12 protein-coding genes are annotated in these 16,802 nt (G+C 51.6%); 4 read left to right on the forward strand and 8 right to left on the reverse strand.

Annotated elements, in window-relative coordinates; genetic code table 11:
* Nucleotides 1-8: 8 nt before the first annotated feature.
* Complete coding sequence (locus ACO0LL_RS02795; RefSeq protein WP_422949380.1) at nt 9-1,445, reverse strand: PLP-dependent aminotransferase family protein; 1,437 nt, start codon at nt 1,443-1,445, stop codon at nt 9-11.
* Nucleotides 1,446-1,533: 88 nt separating this feature from the next.
* On the opposite strand from ACO0LL_RS02795, the gene ACO0LL_RS02800 reads away from it, so the two are divergent.
* A complete protein-coding gene (locus tag ACO0LL_RS02800; protein ID WP_422949381.1) occupies nt 1,534-2,787 on the forward strand; it encodes a benzoate/H(+) symporter BenE family transporter in 1,254 nt (417 codons plus the stop codon).
* Nucleotides 2,788-2,799: 12 nt separating this feature from the next.
* On the opposite strand, the gene ACO0LL_RS02805 is transcribed toward ACO0LL_RS02800, so the two are convergent.
* The 3 genes from ACO0LL_RS02805 to ACO0LL_RS02815 form a co-directional block, all read right to left on the reverse strand.
* On the reverse strand, nt 2,800-5,067 hold the full coding sequence (locus tag ACO0LL_RS02805; RefSeq protein WP_422949382.1) for a CHASE2 domain-containing protein: 2,268 nt from the start codon (nt 5,065-5,067) through the stop codon (nt 2,800-2,802).
* Between the two features lie 102 nt (nt 5,068-5,169).
* Complete coding sequence (locus ACO0LL_RS02810) at nt 5,170-6,810, reverse strand: GAF and HD-GYP domain-containing protein (RefSeq protein WP_422949383.1); 1,641 nt, start codon at nt 6,808-6,810, stop codon at nt 5,170-5,172.
* A 121-nt stretch (nt 6,811-6,931) separates the two neighbouring features.
* Entirely contained in the window at nt 6,932-7,696 is a 765-nt protein-coding gene (locus tag ACO0LL_RS02815; RefSeq protein ID WP_422949384.1) for a 3',5'-cyclic-nucleotide phosphodiesterase, read from the reverse strand.
* A gap of 351 nt (nt 7,697-8,047) precedes the next feature.
* Between ACO0LL_RS02815 and ACO0LL_RS02820 the strand changes: the two genes are divergently transcribed.
* Nucleotides 8,048-10,420, forward strand: coding sequence for a GspE/PulE family protein (locus ACO0LL_RS02820; protein ID WP_422949385.1), 2,373 nt, complete (start codon nt 8,048-8,050; stop codon nt 10,418-10,420).
* A gap of 86 nt (nt 10,421-10,506) precedes the next feature.
* Nucleotides 10,507-10,926, forward strand: coding sequence for a VOC family protein (locus tag ACO0LL_RS02825; RefSeq protein WP_422949386.1), 420 nt, complete (start codon nt 10,507-10,509; stop codon nt 10,924-10,926).
* 270 nt (nt 10,927-11,196) lie between these two features.
* Here the strand turns inward: ACO0LL_RS02825 and pgi are convergent, their stop codons facing one another.
* The gene (pgi, locus tag ACO0LL_RS02830) at nt 11,197-12,843 is read right to left on the reverse strand and encodes a glucose-6-phosphate isomerase (RefSeq protein ID WP_422949387.1); all 1,647 of its coding nucleotides are present in this window, start codon (nt 12,841-12,843) and stop codon (nt 11,197-11,199) included.
* A gap of 177 nt (nt 12,844-13,020) precedes the next feature.
* Here pgi and ACO0LL_RS02835 point away from each other — a divergent pair, with 177 nt between their 5' ends.
* Nucleotides 13,021-13,461, forward strand: a complete 441-nt coding sequence (locus ACO0LL_RS02835; RefSeq protein WP_422949388.1) for a response regulator — start codon at nt 13,021-13,023, stop codon at nt 13,459-13,461.
* A gap of 35 nt (nt 13,462-13,496) precedes the next feature.
* Here the strand turns inward: ACO0LL_RS02835 and rsmA are convergent, their stop codons facing one another.
* Genes rsmA through ACO0LL_RS02850 form a run of 3 tightly spaced genes read right to left on the reverse strand, consistent with a single transcriptional unit; the run spans nt 13,497 to nt 16,713 of the window.
* A complete protein-coding gene (gene rsmA / locus ACO0LL_RS02840) occupies nt 13,497-14,279 on the reverse strand; it encodes a 16S rRNA (adenine(1518)-N(6)/adenine(1519)-N(6))-dimethyltransferase RsmA (protein WP_422949389.1) in 783 nt (260 codons plus the stop codon).
* Between the two features lie 35 nt (nt 14,280-14,314).
* Nucleotides 14,315-15,355, reverse strand: coding sequence for a 4-hydroxythreonine-4-phosphate dehydrogenase PdxA (gene pdxA / locus ACO0LL_RS02845; protein ID WP_422949390.1), 1,041 nt, complete (start codon nt 15,353-15,355; stop codon nt 14,315-14,317).
* Nucleotides 15,355-16,713, reverse strand: a complete 1,359-nt coding sequence (locus ACO0LL_RS02850) for a peptidylprolyl isomerase (RefSeq protein WP_422949391.1) — start codon at nt 16,711-16,713, stop codon at nt 15,355-15,357. The genes pdxA and ACO0LL_RS02850 overlap by 1 nt, the downstream gene beginning before the upstream one ends.
* Nucleotides 16,714-16,802 lie beyond the last annotated feature (89 nt).

Genomic DNA, 16,802 nt, shown 5'->3' on the forward strand with positions numbered 1-16,802 from the left:
TATTTCATCTACATTTCTGAAACCAGCCTGCCCAGGGTCTTGATACCCTGTTCCATCTCGCGTCCCCATGGCCGCCCTATATTCATGCGCAGATAATTGGCGTATTTGCCCGAACCGGAGAACAGGCTGCCTGGCGTAAACGCTATGCCCTTTGCTACTGCCTGACGCAGCAAAGCCAGGCTGTCTACATGCTCAGGCAATTCCAGCCATAACCACCAGCCACCTGCAGGGCTGATGACTTGGGTGCCCAAGGGGAAGTAGCGCGCTATGGCAGCGGTCGCCAGCGGGATATTGGCGGCCAGACGCTCGCGCAACTTACGCAAGTGGGATGGCAAGGCACCCGATTGTATAAACTCAGCCAGTACCGCCTGCTCAAACAAGGGCGTGATCAGGGATGCGCTGAGCTTCAATGAATTGATCCTGGCCTGATAACGCCCTCCCGCTATCCAGCCTATACGAAATGCTGGTGCCAGGCTCTTACTGCAAGAGCCGCAATAAATCACCCTGCCCTGTTTGTCCCAGGCCTTGATGGCTTGCGGTCTTTCCTGCTGATGCGAAAGGTCGCCAAAGACATCGTCTTCTATCAAGGCCAGGTCGTATTGCTCAACCAGGCGCAGCAGACGCTTCTTGTTTTTATCCGGCATAGCGCAACCCAGGGGATTCTGGAAATTCGGCATGGCGACAATGGCACGTACCGTGCCCTGGTGTTCGAGTGCATATTCCAGCGCTTCCAAGCTGATACCCTGGCCTGGCACGCAAGGAATTTCTATGGCCTTGATGCCCAGATTTTCCAGCATTTGCAGCAAACCAAAATACACAGGCGACTCAACAATGACGGCATCACCCGGCTGAGCAACTGCACGCAAAGCCACGCTCAGAGCTTCTGTGCTGCCATTAGTGATGAGCAAATCGCTGGTCTGCAAATCCATGCCTGCGTTTTTCAGCCAGTGTATGAGGCTGGTTTTCAGTGCTGGCAAACCCGTACCGCCGGGATACACACCTATCAGCATGGGGTCTTGCCGCAGCAGGCGCTGGGCGATTTTGGCCAGGGCTTCACAGGGATACCATTCTGGCGCAGCGCTGGCCAGATGTAGCCCCAGATGCAGGGGTTGCGCAGTCAGAGAATATAGCTCCGTCATCCTGTGCTGCAGAGACATCAGTTTTTCGTACTCAACTGCCGGTGCCGGCGGACTGTTTTTTTTCTGCGTCACTGTGCTTGTCGTTTGCCTGGATTTCCAGTCAGCGACATAGATGCCAGACTTATTGCGTGCCTCGACCAGGCCCTGGCTTTCAAGGTAACGGTAACAGCGTATCGCAGTAGAAACACTGACCTGCTGCGTCTCTGCAATCAGGCGCACCGATGGCAGGCGCTCACCTACCTGATAGCGGCTGGCCCGGATATCTGCACCGATGGCGTCCGCCAGTTGCCTGTAACTGTGCTGCATAACAGATACCTTGAATGTGAATCTGTGTAGCATAAGACAGATCAGCACTGTAAGTAAATATTAGCCTGCGCTGAACTAGACTAGGTGCATGAATACACCACACTCTACCCCTCTCCTTGCCCCGGCAAATGCCATCAAGCCGGGTTTTGCCGCTACGGCGGCAGATTTTTTTCCTGCGGTGCTGGCTGGCCTGATTGCCGTCCTGATCTCGTACGCTGGCCCCATGTTGCTGATCTTGCAGGCAGCACAAAGCGCAAAACTGACAACAGCGCAGACCAGTTCGTGGATATGGGCGATTTCCATCGGGTCTGGCCTGGTGGGTGTATGGATGAGCTGGCGGCACAAGATACCGGTGATTTGTGCCTGGAATACGCCGGGTGCAGCCTTGCTGGTAACGGGTCTGGCAACGGTGCCTTATCATCAGGCGATAGGTGCCTACCTGGTTGCGGCAGCAGCGATATGGCTGATAGGCATTACCGGTATCTTTGAAAAGCTCATGGCAAAAATACCCAAAAGCCTGTGTGCGGCCATGCTGGCGGGCATCCTGTTTCGCTTTGGTGTTGATGTATTTGCCAATGCCCGCAGTGAGGTTGCTGGCGCGCCCTGGCTGGTGACTGCCATGTTTGTGGCTTACCTGATATTCAAACGCCGCAGCGCACGCTATGCCATCGTCTTGACTTTACTCAGTGGCATCATCCTCTGGAGTGCTTTAGGTTGGGGTGACTCCAACCAGGGTCAGTCTATTGCTATACAACTGGGTTTGACGATGCCCGTGTGGACTGCGCCTGAATTTTCTTTGAGCGCTATCATCAGTCTGGGCTTGCCATTGGCGCTGCTATGCCTGACTGGCCAGCAAGTGCCGGGCGTGGCTGTCATGCGTGCCGCTGGTTATGAACAGGCACCGACCAGCAAACTGGTCAGTGCTACCGGTTTTGTTAGTATCTTGCTCGCGCCCTTTGGTTCACACGGCGTCAACCTGGCGGCGATCACTGCAGCGATCTGCACCGGCCCAGAAGCGCACCAGCAGCCCGAAAAACGCTGGGTCGCTGGCGTAGCCTGCGGTGGATTTTATTTATTGATAGGCAGCTTTGCAGGCTCCCTGACTGCCTTGTTCCTGCACCTGCCACATGCGCTGGTGACCACGGTAGCTGGCCTGGCACTGCTTGGCGCAATACAGAATGGTCTGGTAAATGCCATGCAAGAAACGACAGAACGTGAAGCTGCGCTGATCACCTTTATCGTTACTGCATCGAATATCAGCTTGCTGGGCCTGGGTTCTGCCTGCTGGGGCATCGTTCTTGGCGTGATCAGCTATTACCTGCTGCGGGTAAAAGCCAAATGACACTTGTCAGTTTTATTCGCTGAACTTGCTGACAAAGGTCGCAACACCGTCCCAGTCGGCAGGCAATGGATTTTGCCGGTAGTGGGCGATACGCTCCAGAAAGACCTGGGCAGCCAGGTCTTCTGCACGCACTTCCAGATATGATCGGAAAGATTTTTCGGCAAGATCCCATTGCTGCGCGCGGAAATCATCGAGTGCCTGATGCCAGAGTTCCAGCAAGGCAGACTGGGCATCGTCTATGCTCGTTGCAATGGCAATAGGTTCAAAGATCGAGATGGGCCGGGTCTTGCCTTTGACTCTGACCCTGTCGAGTTCCCGGTAAGCGAATTCTGCTACGGCAGTTTTTGTCGCTTCACCAACCACGACACCGACACCATATACCTTGGTAATACCTTCCAGGCGTGAAGACAGGTTCACCGCGTCGCCCATGACGGTATAGGCGAGCCGAATCTTGGAACCCATGTCACCTACGCGTACTTCGCCTGTATTCAAACCGACTCCTATCTTCAGTGCAGGCCAGCCACGTTTGACAAAATCGACACTCAGGCCTTGCGCGATGGATTGCATTTTCAGCGCACTGGCAACGGCCAGCCTGGCATGATCTTCCAGGCGCACGGGTGCGCCCCAGAAAGCCATGACGCAGTCACCGATGTATTTATCGAGCGTGCCGCGATTACCGCGTATTTCTTCTGACATCGCGGTCAGGTAGATGTTGATATATTCTCGCAAGTCTGCTGCACTCAGGCTTTCGGAAATAGTCGTGAAACCGCGCACATCAGAAAACATGACAGTCAGCTCACGAATTTCGCCTTCCATGGTGTAGCTGTCAGGTTCTTCTGCCATGACCGCAACCAGTTCCGGTGCTACATATTCTCCAAAGCGCCTGACAACGCCGCGCAATTTTCTGGATTCGACCAGATAGCCCCAGGTGATGTTGAATACGAACAGTGCAGCAATCAATAACAGCACTGTTGCCAGCGGCTGGACGAGGTTGAAGGACTGATACATCCAGTAATTGAAGGCAATCACCAGTACCAGCATTGCCGTGGTGCACAGCACGGCCGCCAGCGCCTTGAAACGCGACAAGGCAAAGCTGAGCAATAAGCCGATCACGCAAACCTGTATGACTTCAAAGCCACGCGTGCTGTCAGAACGCTGCTTGACATCGCCATCCAGTATCGAGGCAATCACATTCGCGTGCATTTCCACACCTGGGTAATCCAGTCCAAGCGGCGCCGTACGCAAGTCCTTGAGGCCCGCTGCCGTTGTCCCTATCAAGATGATTTTCTCTTTGAGCTTATCAACTGCCAGACGCTTTTTGAGCACATCCGAAGCTGATACATAGGCAAACCCGCCACCATTTGGCCCACCCTTGCTTTTATAGTGGATCAGCGCAGTTAACAATGGCTCTACAGGGATGCGCTTGTTAGGAGTGGAGTTAAGCTTGATCGCTTCTATCGAACCATAATTATTCAAAAAGCTTTGAGAATTGATACCATCAGCTTGCAGAAATACTGGTTTGACTTTACTGGCATTCAGGGCTATACGTGCTGTTGCCAGTGACAGTGCTTCATAGTAGCCAGCACCATGTTTTGCCAGCAAGGGAATGCCCCGTATCACCCCATCGGCATCTGGCGAGGGATTAAAAAATCCACCGGCAATCGCGGCTTTTTGCAGCTCTGGCAAATTGGCGGTGTACTTGGTGTAGATGGCAGACTCAAAACTGCGTTCGCCGAGGTCGGCATCGACAAAGGCCGGCGTTGGCAGCAAGCCTTTTGAACTATCGTTGGGGGTATTGGAAAACACATAACCCAAAACCACAGGGCGCCCCGCTAGAGTCCTGGCGAGTTTGTCGTCAAAATCGAGTTCTTTTCTGAGTGCGGGCATTTTCGCTACAAAGCCAGCATTTTCCTTTAACTCTTTTTGCGCCAGGCCTTCGAGCACCTGTATACCGGTGCTGCTGTCCGGTTCTGAAAATACGATATCCAGCCCTACTGCCTTGACATGGTAATCGTCTGTCAGTCTTTCTATCAGATCAGCGACAACGCCCCTGTTCCAGGGCCACTGTCCTACCTCCTGCAAACTCTTTTCATCGATATTGACGATGACAATGTCGGGATTGAAGCTCGTAGGTTCCCACCTCATGCGCAGGTCATAGATAAAGTAATCGACTTTTTCTATGAGGGTGGTCGGCAAATTACCATTTGCCTGCAAGGCAGCCATGATGATCAGCAGCACGCAGATGCCCCAGCGTGTCAGTTTGTTGATGTGCTTCTGCAAGCTTTCCTCCACAAACTCAGTTTCAGGTATTGCTTATGCCGGGAAATCTTCCTGTTACCCGATGTCTTTCAACATGGGCCACAGGAAGTCTGGATATGAAACTCAAGTACGGTAACCAGGCACCTTGCTCAAATCAACATCATCAATCTGACTCTTGTCCATGAAGCGTTCAGCATAAGTCAGATAGACTTTTTTCTTGACGAAGATATTGAACAAGTCTGGGTCAATATGGCCATTCAGGGCAAAGCTGCCGAGGATGTGCAGTGACTCTGTCAGGGTCTTGCCATCTTTGTAGGGGCGGTCTTTGGCGGTCAGGGCTTCAAAAATATCGGCTATTGCCATGATCTTGGCCTGTACTGACATTTGTTCGCCACGCAAACCACGCGGGTAACCTTTGCCATCCATGCGTTCGTGGTGGCCACCGGCATATTCAGGCACATTCTGCAAATGCTTGGGCCAGGGCAAGGCTTCCAGCATCTTGATGGTGGTAGAAATATGGTTATTGATGATGGCGCGCTCCTGGGCATTCAGGGTGCCTGCGCGCACGGACAGGTTTTCAACTTCATCCGCATTCAGGAAGGGCTGTTGCGCACCGTTAGCATCGGCAAATTGCCATGCTGCGATATCGGTCACACGCTGCAAGTCTTCGGGGCTGGTTCTCTCTGAGCCTATATTCAATTTGCGTAAAAAATTCCTGGCGTCATCGATTTTGGCCAGCTCAGCCTGCAAGCCTTGCTCCAGCTCAGCGATCAGGCCTTCATTATTGACACTGGCCTGGTACAAGGCACATTTACTTTTCAACACCTTGATTTCTGCATCGCGTTTCAAGACTTCAAAACGGGTGTCCAGTAATTGTATGCGGTCAAATATGGTCTCCAGCTTCGTGGATTTTTCTACTACATGCACAGGGGTAGAAATCTTGCCGCAATCATGCAGGATGCCGGCCATCCACAATTCCTTGCGGTCTTTGTCGGTCATCGAAAAATGTGCCAGCGGCCCTTCGCGCGTTTCATGCACGGCGTTGGCCAGCAACATCGTCAATTCCGGCACATGCTGGCAATGCCTGCCTGTGTGGGGAGATTTTTCATCAATACCGATATTGATAAGGTGTACCAGCGAGACGAACAGATTTTCCAGTTGCGAGATCAATTGCTGGTTGGTCAGCGCTATGGCCGCCTGAGATGCCAGGGCTTCTATAAACCGCTGGTCGGTTTCGGTAAATGGGCAAGGTTCGCGTGTTTCAGGATTGGTGGCATTGATGAGTTGCAGCACGCCGATCAATTCACCCTCATGATCATGCATGGGCACAGTCAGCAGGGATTTGGTCTTGTAGTTGAACTGCTGGTCAAAATTGCGGGTGCCAGAAAAATTGAAGACGCCAACGGTATAAACGTCCTGGATATTGACCGACAGTTTGTAGTTGGCAGCATAGGCGGCCACGGCATTCAGGTTCCTGCTTCCATTTGCATCAACCAAGGGGATGTCGGGTATATCTACCGTATGCCCTTTTACGCCACCCTGATACATGTTCAGGGTGTCATTGAGGGAAATATTAAAGCACAGGCTTTGCTTGTCTTTACTGGTACGGTATAGGGTGCCACCGTCGGCATAGGTAATACTCTTGGCCGAGCGCAGTATATTTTCCAGCAATAATGGTGTGTCGTGATTATTGCTCAGCTCCAGGCTTAATTCCGTCAGTTTTTCCAGCCGTTGTGCAATTTCGCTACTGCTCAGTGCAGTCATAATCACTTTCTCCAGATCGTCTAGCATTTTTTCCAAATCGTCATCGCTGATCCTGCTACTTCATTGTGTCCACTATCCACTATAAACAGTGCGTGCCTGCATATCACTTTTCAATTTCACATCAAAAACTGAATTGCTCACCCATTTTCAAGGCTTTAAAATTCCTGTCCTTATTTTGCCCTAGTTCCGCCATTATTTGTGCTTCTTGCCCCGGTTTCAGGTGATAGATATGGAAGTCGATTTCGGTAGAAACAGCGGCAATATCACTGATCAGCGCGGCAGGGCAAAAATGTTTTGAAATCAGCGCCAGCTCTGCTTCTGCATTTGGGAAAGAACAGTCAACGATCACCATGCTCAGCGCCTTTTGTCCCGTCAGGTTTTCCCACAATGCTGGCGTACTTGCCATATCACCGGTAAACAAAAAACCTTTACCCTCAGAGCGCACCCAATAAGCCACCGAACCCGGGACGTGATCGACCACATGCGAAGTAATCAATCTGTCTCCCAGCGTCAGCGTGCTGCCAGGCAGTATTTCCTGATATTGCATGGATGGTTTGTCTGTATCTGGCAAAGTGCTGAAATCTGGCCAGATGATCCAGTTGAATATATGGGTTTTCAGGGCGTGTAAGACCTCTGCCGTCGCATGCACCGTGACTGGCTTGTCTCTTTTACCAAATACGGCATCCATAAGCCAGGTCAGGCCAGCCACATGATCGAGATGACTATGGCTGATAAACACATGGTCTATCGCCACCAACTGCTCTACACTGAGCCGTGACAAGCCTGTGCCGGCATCCAGCAAGATATCATCGTCAATTAATAAGCTGGTTGTGTAGGGCTCACTGCCACCGATGCCACCCGCACAGCCAAGAATTTGTAAGTTCATAAATACAAAAATAGTGTGCCTCTGTCTATCCAGGGGCTTTGTTATCTCAAGGTCAACGCCGTACACATTCCGACCTCTGAGCAAGCTTAACACTTTCTTTGAAGACAAGAATATCTTCTGCGTCATTCCTTTCCTGAAGATAGGCTAATTTGTCGGATTACGCTATAAAGAGTTGACTTTGTGGTCAGACATTCGACTTCCGTGATACATTTTTGTAAAAATTGACTTAAGAGAATAATAATTTGCAGTATCTTGCAATGCGCATCATATTAAAGCTGATTTAAAGCTGATAATTAGCTTCTGGCTTTACGTGGTGTTTCATGCTGCAGAACGTGTAACAAAGGAAAACGAATGGTTGTAACTGCTCAAGCCGCAAATGCTTCCAAGGAAGGTCTGGACCACAGGCTGCAATTCTTTAAACGCCTGCAAGCCCTGACCAACAAGATACATGGGGCAGATGCTTTGGACCAGATCATGCTGGATGTCTCGCCTGACATCTGCAATCTGTTTGAATGTGACCGCCTGACCATTTATGTCGTGGCGCAGGACAAGGTCACCCTGATTTCCAAAATCAAGACTGGCCTGAATTCTTTCAAAGACTTGCGCCTGTCCATTTCTGACCAGAGTATCGCCGGCCACGTTGCACTGACCAAGACCATGATCAGCCTGCGCGACGTGTATGATGAAAATGAATTGCGCTCGCACTCCCCTACCCTGAAGTTCCAGAGCGCGGTCGATCAACGCACCGGTTACCGTACCAAGCAAATGCTGGTGGCCCCCATCGTCGAAGCACAAAGCCACGAATTACTGGGTGTGGTGCAATTCATTAATCACAAACTGGGCGATGCTTTCAATGCCATTGCCGCCGAGGGTGTGCAGGCCTTGTGTGAAACCCTGGCTGTGGCCTTTACCCAAAAAAGCAAGGTACTGCCAACCAATACGCCGCGCACCAAGTTTGATTTCCTGGTGTCGGAAGCGATATTGTCAGCGCAAGAGATGGAACTTGCTGTCAGGGCAGCCAGGCGCAGCCTGCTGGATCTTGAAGAGGTATTGGCTGAAGATTTTAAAATCCCTACAGCCAGCCTGGGGCAGGCGCTATCCAAATACTTCCGCGTTGCTTATGAACCGTACAAGGCTGAGCGCATCATCCCTGTCGATCTGGTCAAAAAACTCAAGCGCCAGTATGTAGAACAGAATTCCTGGCTGCCCATCATGGAAGACCAGAATGGCCTTACCGTGCTGGCGATAGATCCTGAACATACCAATACCACCCATGTCGTCAACCATGTGTTTGCGACTTCCAAGATCAATTACCGGGTCACGACCAGGAAAGAATTCCTGCAAACCATAGACCAGTTCTTTGGTAGCGTGTCTGATGGCAGCTCAGTTGATGAATTGCTGTCCGGCCTCGACGATGATGACGAAGAAAACGGCGGGCAGGCTGCTGTTGAAGTATCAGCCGCAGTGGAGAATGAGCTCGTCAAACTGATCAACAAGATCATCATCGACGCTTATCAGCAAGGCGCTTCAGACATTCATATAGAGCCACGGCCAGGCAAGGAAAAAACCCTGATACGCTTTCGCAAGGATGGTTCGCTGTCACCGTATATTGAAATACCGGCCAGCTACCGCAGTGCCCTGCTGGCACGTATCAAGATCATGTGTGACCTGGATATTTCTGAGCGCCGCAAGCCGCAGGATGGCAAGATCAAGTTCAAGAAATATGGCCCGTACGACATAGAATTACGCGTCGCCACCATCCCGTCTTCCGGCGGCATGGAAGACGTGGTCATGCGTATCCTGGCTGCCGGCGAGCCTATCCCTATCGATAAGCTGGGGGTATTGCCTTACAACCTTGAACGTCTGAAGAATGTCGTCAGCAAACCCTATGGCCTGTTCTTTGTTTGCGGCCCTACCGGTTCAGGCAAGACGACCACCCTGCACTCAGTACTGAGCCATCTGAATACGCCAGAAACCAAGATCTGGACCGCCGAAGATCCGGTGGAAATCACCCAGAAAGGTTTGCGCCAGGTACAGGTCAACCGCAAGGCGGGCATGGACTTTGCGACCGTCATGCGGGCTTTTTTGCGGGCTGATCCTGACATCATCATGGTCGGCGAGATGCGCGACAAGGAAACCGTTTCCATCGGGCTGGAAGCTTCACTAACGGGCCATCTGGTATTCGCTACCCTGCACACCAATAGCGCGCCTGAATCCATCGTCCGTTTGCTGGACATGGGTATGGACCCATTCAATTTTGCCGATGCCTTGCTAGGTATATTGGCGCAGCGCCTGACCAAGCGCCTGTGTGGCAAGTGCAAGGAAGTCTATCACCCAGCCAAAGAAGAAATGATGGAGCTGCTGGACGAGTATTGCCAGGAATTGCTAAATACCGAGAACTTCGTCAAAAACCCCATAGAAGCCAAGAAAAAGGTGTTTACCACCTGGCAGAGCCAGTATGCCGATAAGGCCGGTAAATTCACTTTATACAAGGCGGTGGGATGTGAGCATTGCTCAAAAGGTTATAAAGGCAGGCTAGGTTTGCATGAACTGATGGTGGCAAATGACATGGTCAAAAAACTCATACAAGACCATGCCCGCGTCTCTGAATTGCTGACTGCTGCATTGGCAGATGGCATGCTGACCCTGAAAATGGATGGTATAGAAAAAGTTCTTTCCGGATTAACAGACATGAAGCAAGTTCGCATCGTCTGCATAAAATAGTTTTTTGCAAAATCAGCTAAAATCCTGCCTATCTTCTGCACTGCTTTGAGCCGATATGCTCAGGCAGGATTTTTTCGAAAGCAAACATGAAATATCTGCACACCATGGTGCGCGTCACCGATCTTGAGGCTTCCCTGCGTTTTTACCGTGATGCATTGGGGCTGGAACTGGTTCATCAGAAAGAATATCCCAAAGGCCGCTTCACCCTGGTGTATCTGGCAGCACCTGGCGACCATGATGCCCAGGTAGAACTGACCTATAACTGGGACCCGGAAGAATATACCGGCGGCCGCAATTTTGGCCACCTGGCTTATCGTGTAGAGAACATCTATGAACTTTGCCAGCGCCTCGCTGATCACGGTGTCACCATCAACCGTCCGCCTCGTGATGGCCATATGGCCTTTGTGCGCTCGCCTGACAATATCTCAATAGAATTGCTGCAACAGGGCGAACCACTGGCGCCGGCTGAACCCTGGGCTTCGATGCCAAATACAGGCAGTTGGTAATCAGGCTAGCCATAAAAAACGCAGACCCTGGTCTGCGTTTTTTATTTCAATTCTGGTGATCAGCGCGGCGCGCTTCCTTATTCATGGCACGTATCAATATAACCATGCTGACGACGATGACGACCGAGACAACGCCAAAAATTCCTGTCCACATAGACGCATCCTGAATTGATTTAAGAACTTACTTTATATCAAGCAAGATTCTTTGCGTCAACTTTGCCAACATGCTTTCGAGAAATTTTAACTATTTCTTTCAATCGCTTCACATCATCAAACGTGACCGTGCCTGCGGAAGTAAGCAATCAGGCCACTGGTAGAAGTATCCAATTGAGCGTCGTATTCCTGATTACCCAAAATCGCTGGCAACAGGCGATTAGCGAGTTGCTTGCCCAGCTCCACGCCCCATTGATCAAAGGAATTGATGCCCCAGATCACGCCCTGGACAAAAACCTTATGTTCATAAAGGGCCAGCAACATGCCGAGCTGGAAAGGATCAAGGCTGGGCATGAGTATGGTGGTCGATGGCTGGTTACCGGCAAATACCTTATGTGGCAGCAACCTCGCTATATTGGCATCGCTGAGGCCAGCCTGTGACAACTCTTCACGCGCCTGCGCCTCAGTCTTGCCAAAGGCCAGGGCAGCGCTCTGCGCCAAACAGTTGGCGAGCAAAGGGGCCTGGTGTCCTGGCAAAGGATAATCACTGGATGCCGCCACCACAAAATCACAGGGTATCAACCAGCCACCCTGGTGCAACAGCTGGAAGAAGGCATGTTGACCATTCACGCCTATCTCGCCCCAGACGATGGGGTTGGCACGGCAAGACAGGGCCTCACCATCACGGCCTACCGCCTTGCCATTCGACTCCATCTCCAGTTGCTGCAAAAAGGCTGGCAAATGGCGTATTGATTCGTTATATGGCAGGATAGCCGTGGTCTCGGCACCCAGGAAGTTGGTATTCCAGATCGAGATCAGGGCCAGCAAGACTGGCAGATTCTTTTCCAGTGGCGCATTACAGAAATGCTTGTCCATGGTCTCAGCCCCGGCCAGCAGGCGCTCAAAACCATTCATGCCTATCGCCAGCGCAACAGACAGGCCGACAGCAGACCACAGCGAATAACGCCCGCCTACCCAGTCCCAGATTTCCAGAATATTTGCATCCGGTATGCCAAACTCATGCGCCTTGCCGGGGCTGGAAGTAACGGCAATGAAGTGCTTGCTGACAGCCCACTCTTCCATTGCGGCTGCCATCAACCAGGTACGTGCAGTCTGGGCATTGATGCTGGTTTCCTGCGTCGTGAAAGTCTTGGAAGCGACGATGAACAAAGTCGTGCGCGGGTCCAGCTTTTCCAGCAAGGGTGCGAGGTGGGCACTGTCGAGATTTGAGACATAGTAAAACGTCAGGCCGGGATGCTGGTAGGCAGACAAGGCGCGCGTCGCCAGCTTGGGACCAAGGTCAGAGCCGCCTATGCCTATATTGACGATAGTCTGTATCGCATCACCCTTGAAGCCGCGCCACAAGCCGCTGCGTACTCGCTCAACGATGTCGCGCATTTGCTTGCGCACTGCCCTGACCTTGGGCATGACATCGTCAGTCTCATTCGGGAAGGGCGTGAAATCTGTATGCCGCAAGGCAGTATGCAAGACCGCGCGGTCTTCACTGATATTGATTTTTTCACCGGCAAACATGCGGTCACGCCAGCTTTCCACCTTGGACAGGCGCGCCAGGGCCATCAGGCTATCCAAAGTTGCCTGATCTATGCGCTGCTTGGAATAATCCACCAGCAAGCCATCAAGCTCTACCGAAAAGTGCCGGAACCTGTCACTGTCGGCTGCAAACAATTCACGCAGATGTTGTTGTTCCAGTCTTTGTTGGTGTGCCAGCAGGGCTTGCCATTCCGGAGTGTGGGTAATGTTCATGTTATTCCTGATAGATAAGTCTCTTGCCTCAGATTATAGGCCAGACAATTATGCATGCTGCAAGCTTATTATTGCTAAAATTAGCACTCATTTAAATTTTTGCAGACAAAATCCAAAACTGGATTTATCGTAAACAAAAATTAATGCAATGTGAATTTGCAGAGGAAACGGATGAACATGTTAGACAGACAAGACATAGGCATCTTTATCGTGGATGACAATGACATCAGTCGTTCCATGCTTCGCCATATCCTCATTAGCGAGGCTTTCAATGTCATTGGTGAGGCGTCCAGTGGTGTAGCTGCGCTGGACTGGCTGGAGAAAACCATACCTGAAGTAGTCTGTCTGGACGTCATGATGCCGGACATCAGCGGCCTGGAAATTCTCGAACATATCAAGAAAATCTCGCCTGACACCGTCGTGCTGATGGTCACCGGCAGTAATAATAAAGAGACTGTGGTCAAGGCGATCAAGGCGGGGGCAAATGGCTTTATTGTCAAACCATTCAATCCCGCAACGCTACTACAGTCCATGCATTATTCAGTCGGCAAATCCCAAAAGCAATTGAAAATCCTGATAGACCGCAGAAAAGCCTGGCGTAAAAGCGGGCTTCTATAAGTCTCCACCCCCGCTACACCACACCTCAAGCAGGATTATGCTTGGCGTGCACTCAGCAAATTCGCCATGGCAACATAAGCTTCCAGCGCAATGGTCTCTGGACGCAGTTGCGGGTCGACGCCACAAGCAATCAAATCTGCTTCCGACAATAAACCGGCGACGCAATTGCGAACCACCTTGCGCCTTTGCGAAAATGCCTTGGTAACGACTTCTTCCAGTTTTTTGATATCGCAAGGCAGAGCGCCCGGCTTGGGTATCATGCGCACGATGGCAGATTCTACCCGTGGTGGCGGGTCAAATGCCTCAGGCGGCACGATGAACATCAATTCCATGTGGTAGCGTACCTGCAGCATGACCGACAGGCGGCCATAAGTCTTGCTGCCTGGTTCAGCAACCATGCGCTCAACCACTTCTTTTTGCAGCATGAAATGCTGGTCTTCTACCAGCGGTGCTATCTCGGCCAGGTGAAACAGCAAGGGGCTGGAGATGTTGTAAGGCAGGTTGCCCACTACGCGCAGCTTCTGACCTTCAGGCACAGGGATGGAGGCGAAATCAAATTGCAGGGCATCGCCCTCGTGAATGATGAGTTTTTCTGGCGAAAAATTCTTTTTCAGGCGGGCGACCAGATCACGATCCAGCTCAACCACATGCAATTGCGTCAGGCCATCAAGCAACTGGCGTGTCATGGCAGCCAGGCCCGGGCCTATCTCGACCATGGTTTGTCCAGGACGCGGGTTGATGACACGCGTGATATTGCTCAAGACCAGTTCATCGGTCAGGAAATTCTGGCCAAAACGTTTACGAGGAATATGTTTCATATTTTTCTTGCTTGCTTGTTTTCTGCTTACTTATTTTACTTTTCTTGCTTGTTGACCATGCTGGCCGCAACACGTATCGCCACCAGCATGCTGCTGACATCGGCGTGACCCGTGCCCTTGGCCGCCAGATCGAGGGCGGTGCCATGATCAACCGAGGTGCGTATCAGCGGCAGGCCCAGGGTGATATTCACCCCCAGTCCAAAACTCGCATGCTTGAGTACTGGCAAACCCTGGTCATGGTACATCGCCAGTATGCAGTCAGCCTGCTCCAGGTATTTTTGCTGGAACAGGGTATCGGCTGGATAAGGGCCGCTGACCTGCATGCCAGCTGCTTGCGCTTTTTTGATGACGGGCGTGATGACTTCAATTTCTTCCATGCCCAGGTAACCGTTTTCACCCGCATGCGGGTTCAGGCCAGCCACCAGAATGCGTGGATTTTCTATGCCAAATTTGCTGCGCAAGTCGGCATGAATAATTTCCAGGGTCTTCCACAGGTCATCAAACTGTATGGCATCAGCAACTTTACGAAGTGGCAAATGTGTAGTTGCCAGCGCCACCCGCAGGGCTTGCGGCAGATGATCATTGGCTTCACTGGCCAGCATCATGACAACGCGGCCAGTATAGGTTTTCTCAGCGAAATATTCGGTATGACCGCTAAAAGCAACACCGGCATCATTGATCGTGCTTTTTTGCAAAGGGGCGGTGACTACAGCTTCACACCATTTGCGTTGCACGCTTTCGATAGACACATCCAGAGTATGCAAGACAGCACGGCCATTGCGCGGGTCCAGCTGGCCGGCAATCACAAACGCACTCAGAGGACAATCGATAATGGTCAGGCGCTCATTGCCAGAAGCAGGCAAGCCCTGATGCCGCAAGGCTTGCAGGGATACACCCATCATGCTGATGGCGGGATCAAGCTCGGCTGCCAGCATGGACAGATAGGCAGCGTCGCCTATCAATACTGACCTGACTTCATGCCTTAACTGCCAGGCAGCCCGTATCGCAATTTCAGGCCCTATGCCAGCCGGTTCGCCTACGGTTACCGCGATGACCGGCAAACTGGGCTGTGGCATTATTTTTCTTCCAGGCGGAAATCAACATAGGCACGGTCACGGATTTCACGCAGCCAGTCTTGCAGCGCTTCATCTGACTTGCGCTCGCGCACAGCCTGACGGGCGGCGATACGTTGCCTGTCTTTCGATAATTCATCGGCCTTGCGCTCTGTCACCTGGATCAGGTGCACACCAAATTGTGTAGTAACAGGTTCACTGATCTCATTGAGCGCCAGTTTGTCCATGGCTTGCTCAAACTCGGGCAAAGTAGAACCAGGGTACAGCCACCCCAGGTCGCCACCTTTGGAGGCCGAGCCATCTGCAGAGTGGGTCTTGGCCAGGTCTTCAAAAGTGGCTTCTTTGGCTTCTATCTTGCGCTTGAATTCCAGCAGTTTCTTGCGCGCTTCATCAGCAGTCACGATCTGGCTGACCTTGATGAGGATGTGGCGCACATGGCTTTGCTGCTCGGCAGCGGCAGCCTTGGTGTCATTCATGGCACGCTTGCCATTAACTTTGACGATATGAAAACCATTCGGGCTGCGCACGATATCAGAGAATTCGCCAACTTTGACCTTGCTGATGGCATCGACAAACAATTGCGGCAAACGGTCTTGCTCGCGCCAGCCTATGTCGCCGCCTTTCAAGGCTTCTGAGCTGTCTGAGTAAGTGACGGCGGTCTTGCCAAAATCTGCGCCTTCACGCAATTTTTTCAAGACTTCGTCAGCGCGGGCGCGACGTGCGGCGATTTGTTCGGCAGAGGCTTTTTCAGGGATGCTGATCAGGATGTGGGCCAGATTCAATTCCTGCTTGGCGGCCGCCTTGTTGTTGGCTTCTGCTGCCAGGTAGTTATCGATCTCGGTTTCAGATACTTGTATCTTGCTATCCACTTCACGTTCACGTATGCGCTGCATGAGGATATCGTCGCGAATCTGTTCACGGAACTTCGCATACGAAGTACCTTCACGCTCGATCTGGTTACGGAACTCAGGCAAAGTCATCTTGTTTTGCTCAGCCAGACGCAACATGGTGCGGTCGAGCATGACATCATCTACCCGCATGCCGTTTTCTTTGGCCAGTTGCATTTGGGCGCGGTCAGTGATCATGCGTTCCAGCAATTGCTTTTGCAGAACGGCACGGTCTGGCAAAGGTGTGCCCTGCTTTTTGAGCTGCATCTCTATTTCCAGCAGGCGGGCATCCAGTTCCTGCCGGGTAATCACTTCATCATTGACCACAACAACGATGCTGTTAACCTTTTGCGCCTTGCTGTTTTGCGTCTTGGGAACCGCAATAGGGCTGAGTTTGACTTGCGACCAGGCTGTCGAGCTGATGAGCAAGCCAGCAGACACTGCCAGTACTGTGAATAAGTTACTTTGTTTCATTTGCAATAAAGGTCGCATATCGGTCCAAAATCCTGTTAAGCCATTCCCGTGAGAGCATCAAAGCGGGCAAAAGTTGCAATATACACGTT

This window comes from Undibacterium sp. TC4M20W, from assembly GCF_049340245.1.
Lineage (GTDB): Bacteria > Pseudomonadota > Gammaproteobacteria > Burkholderiales > Burkholderiaceae_D > Undibacterium.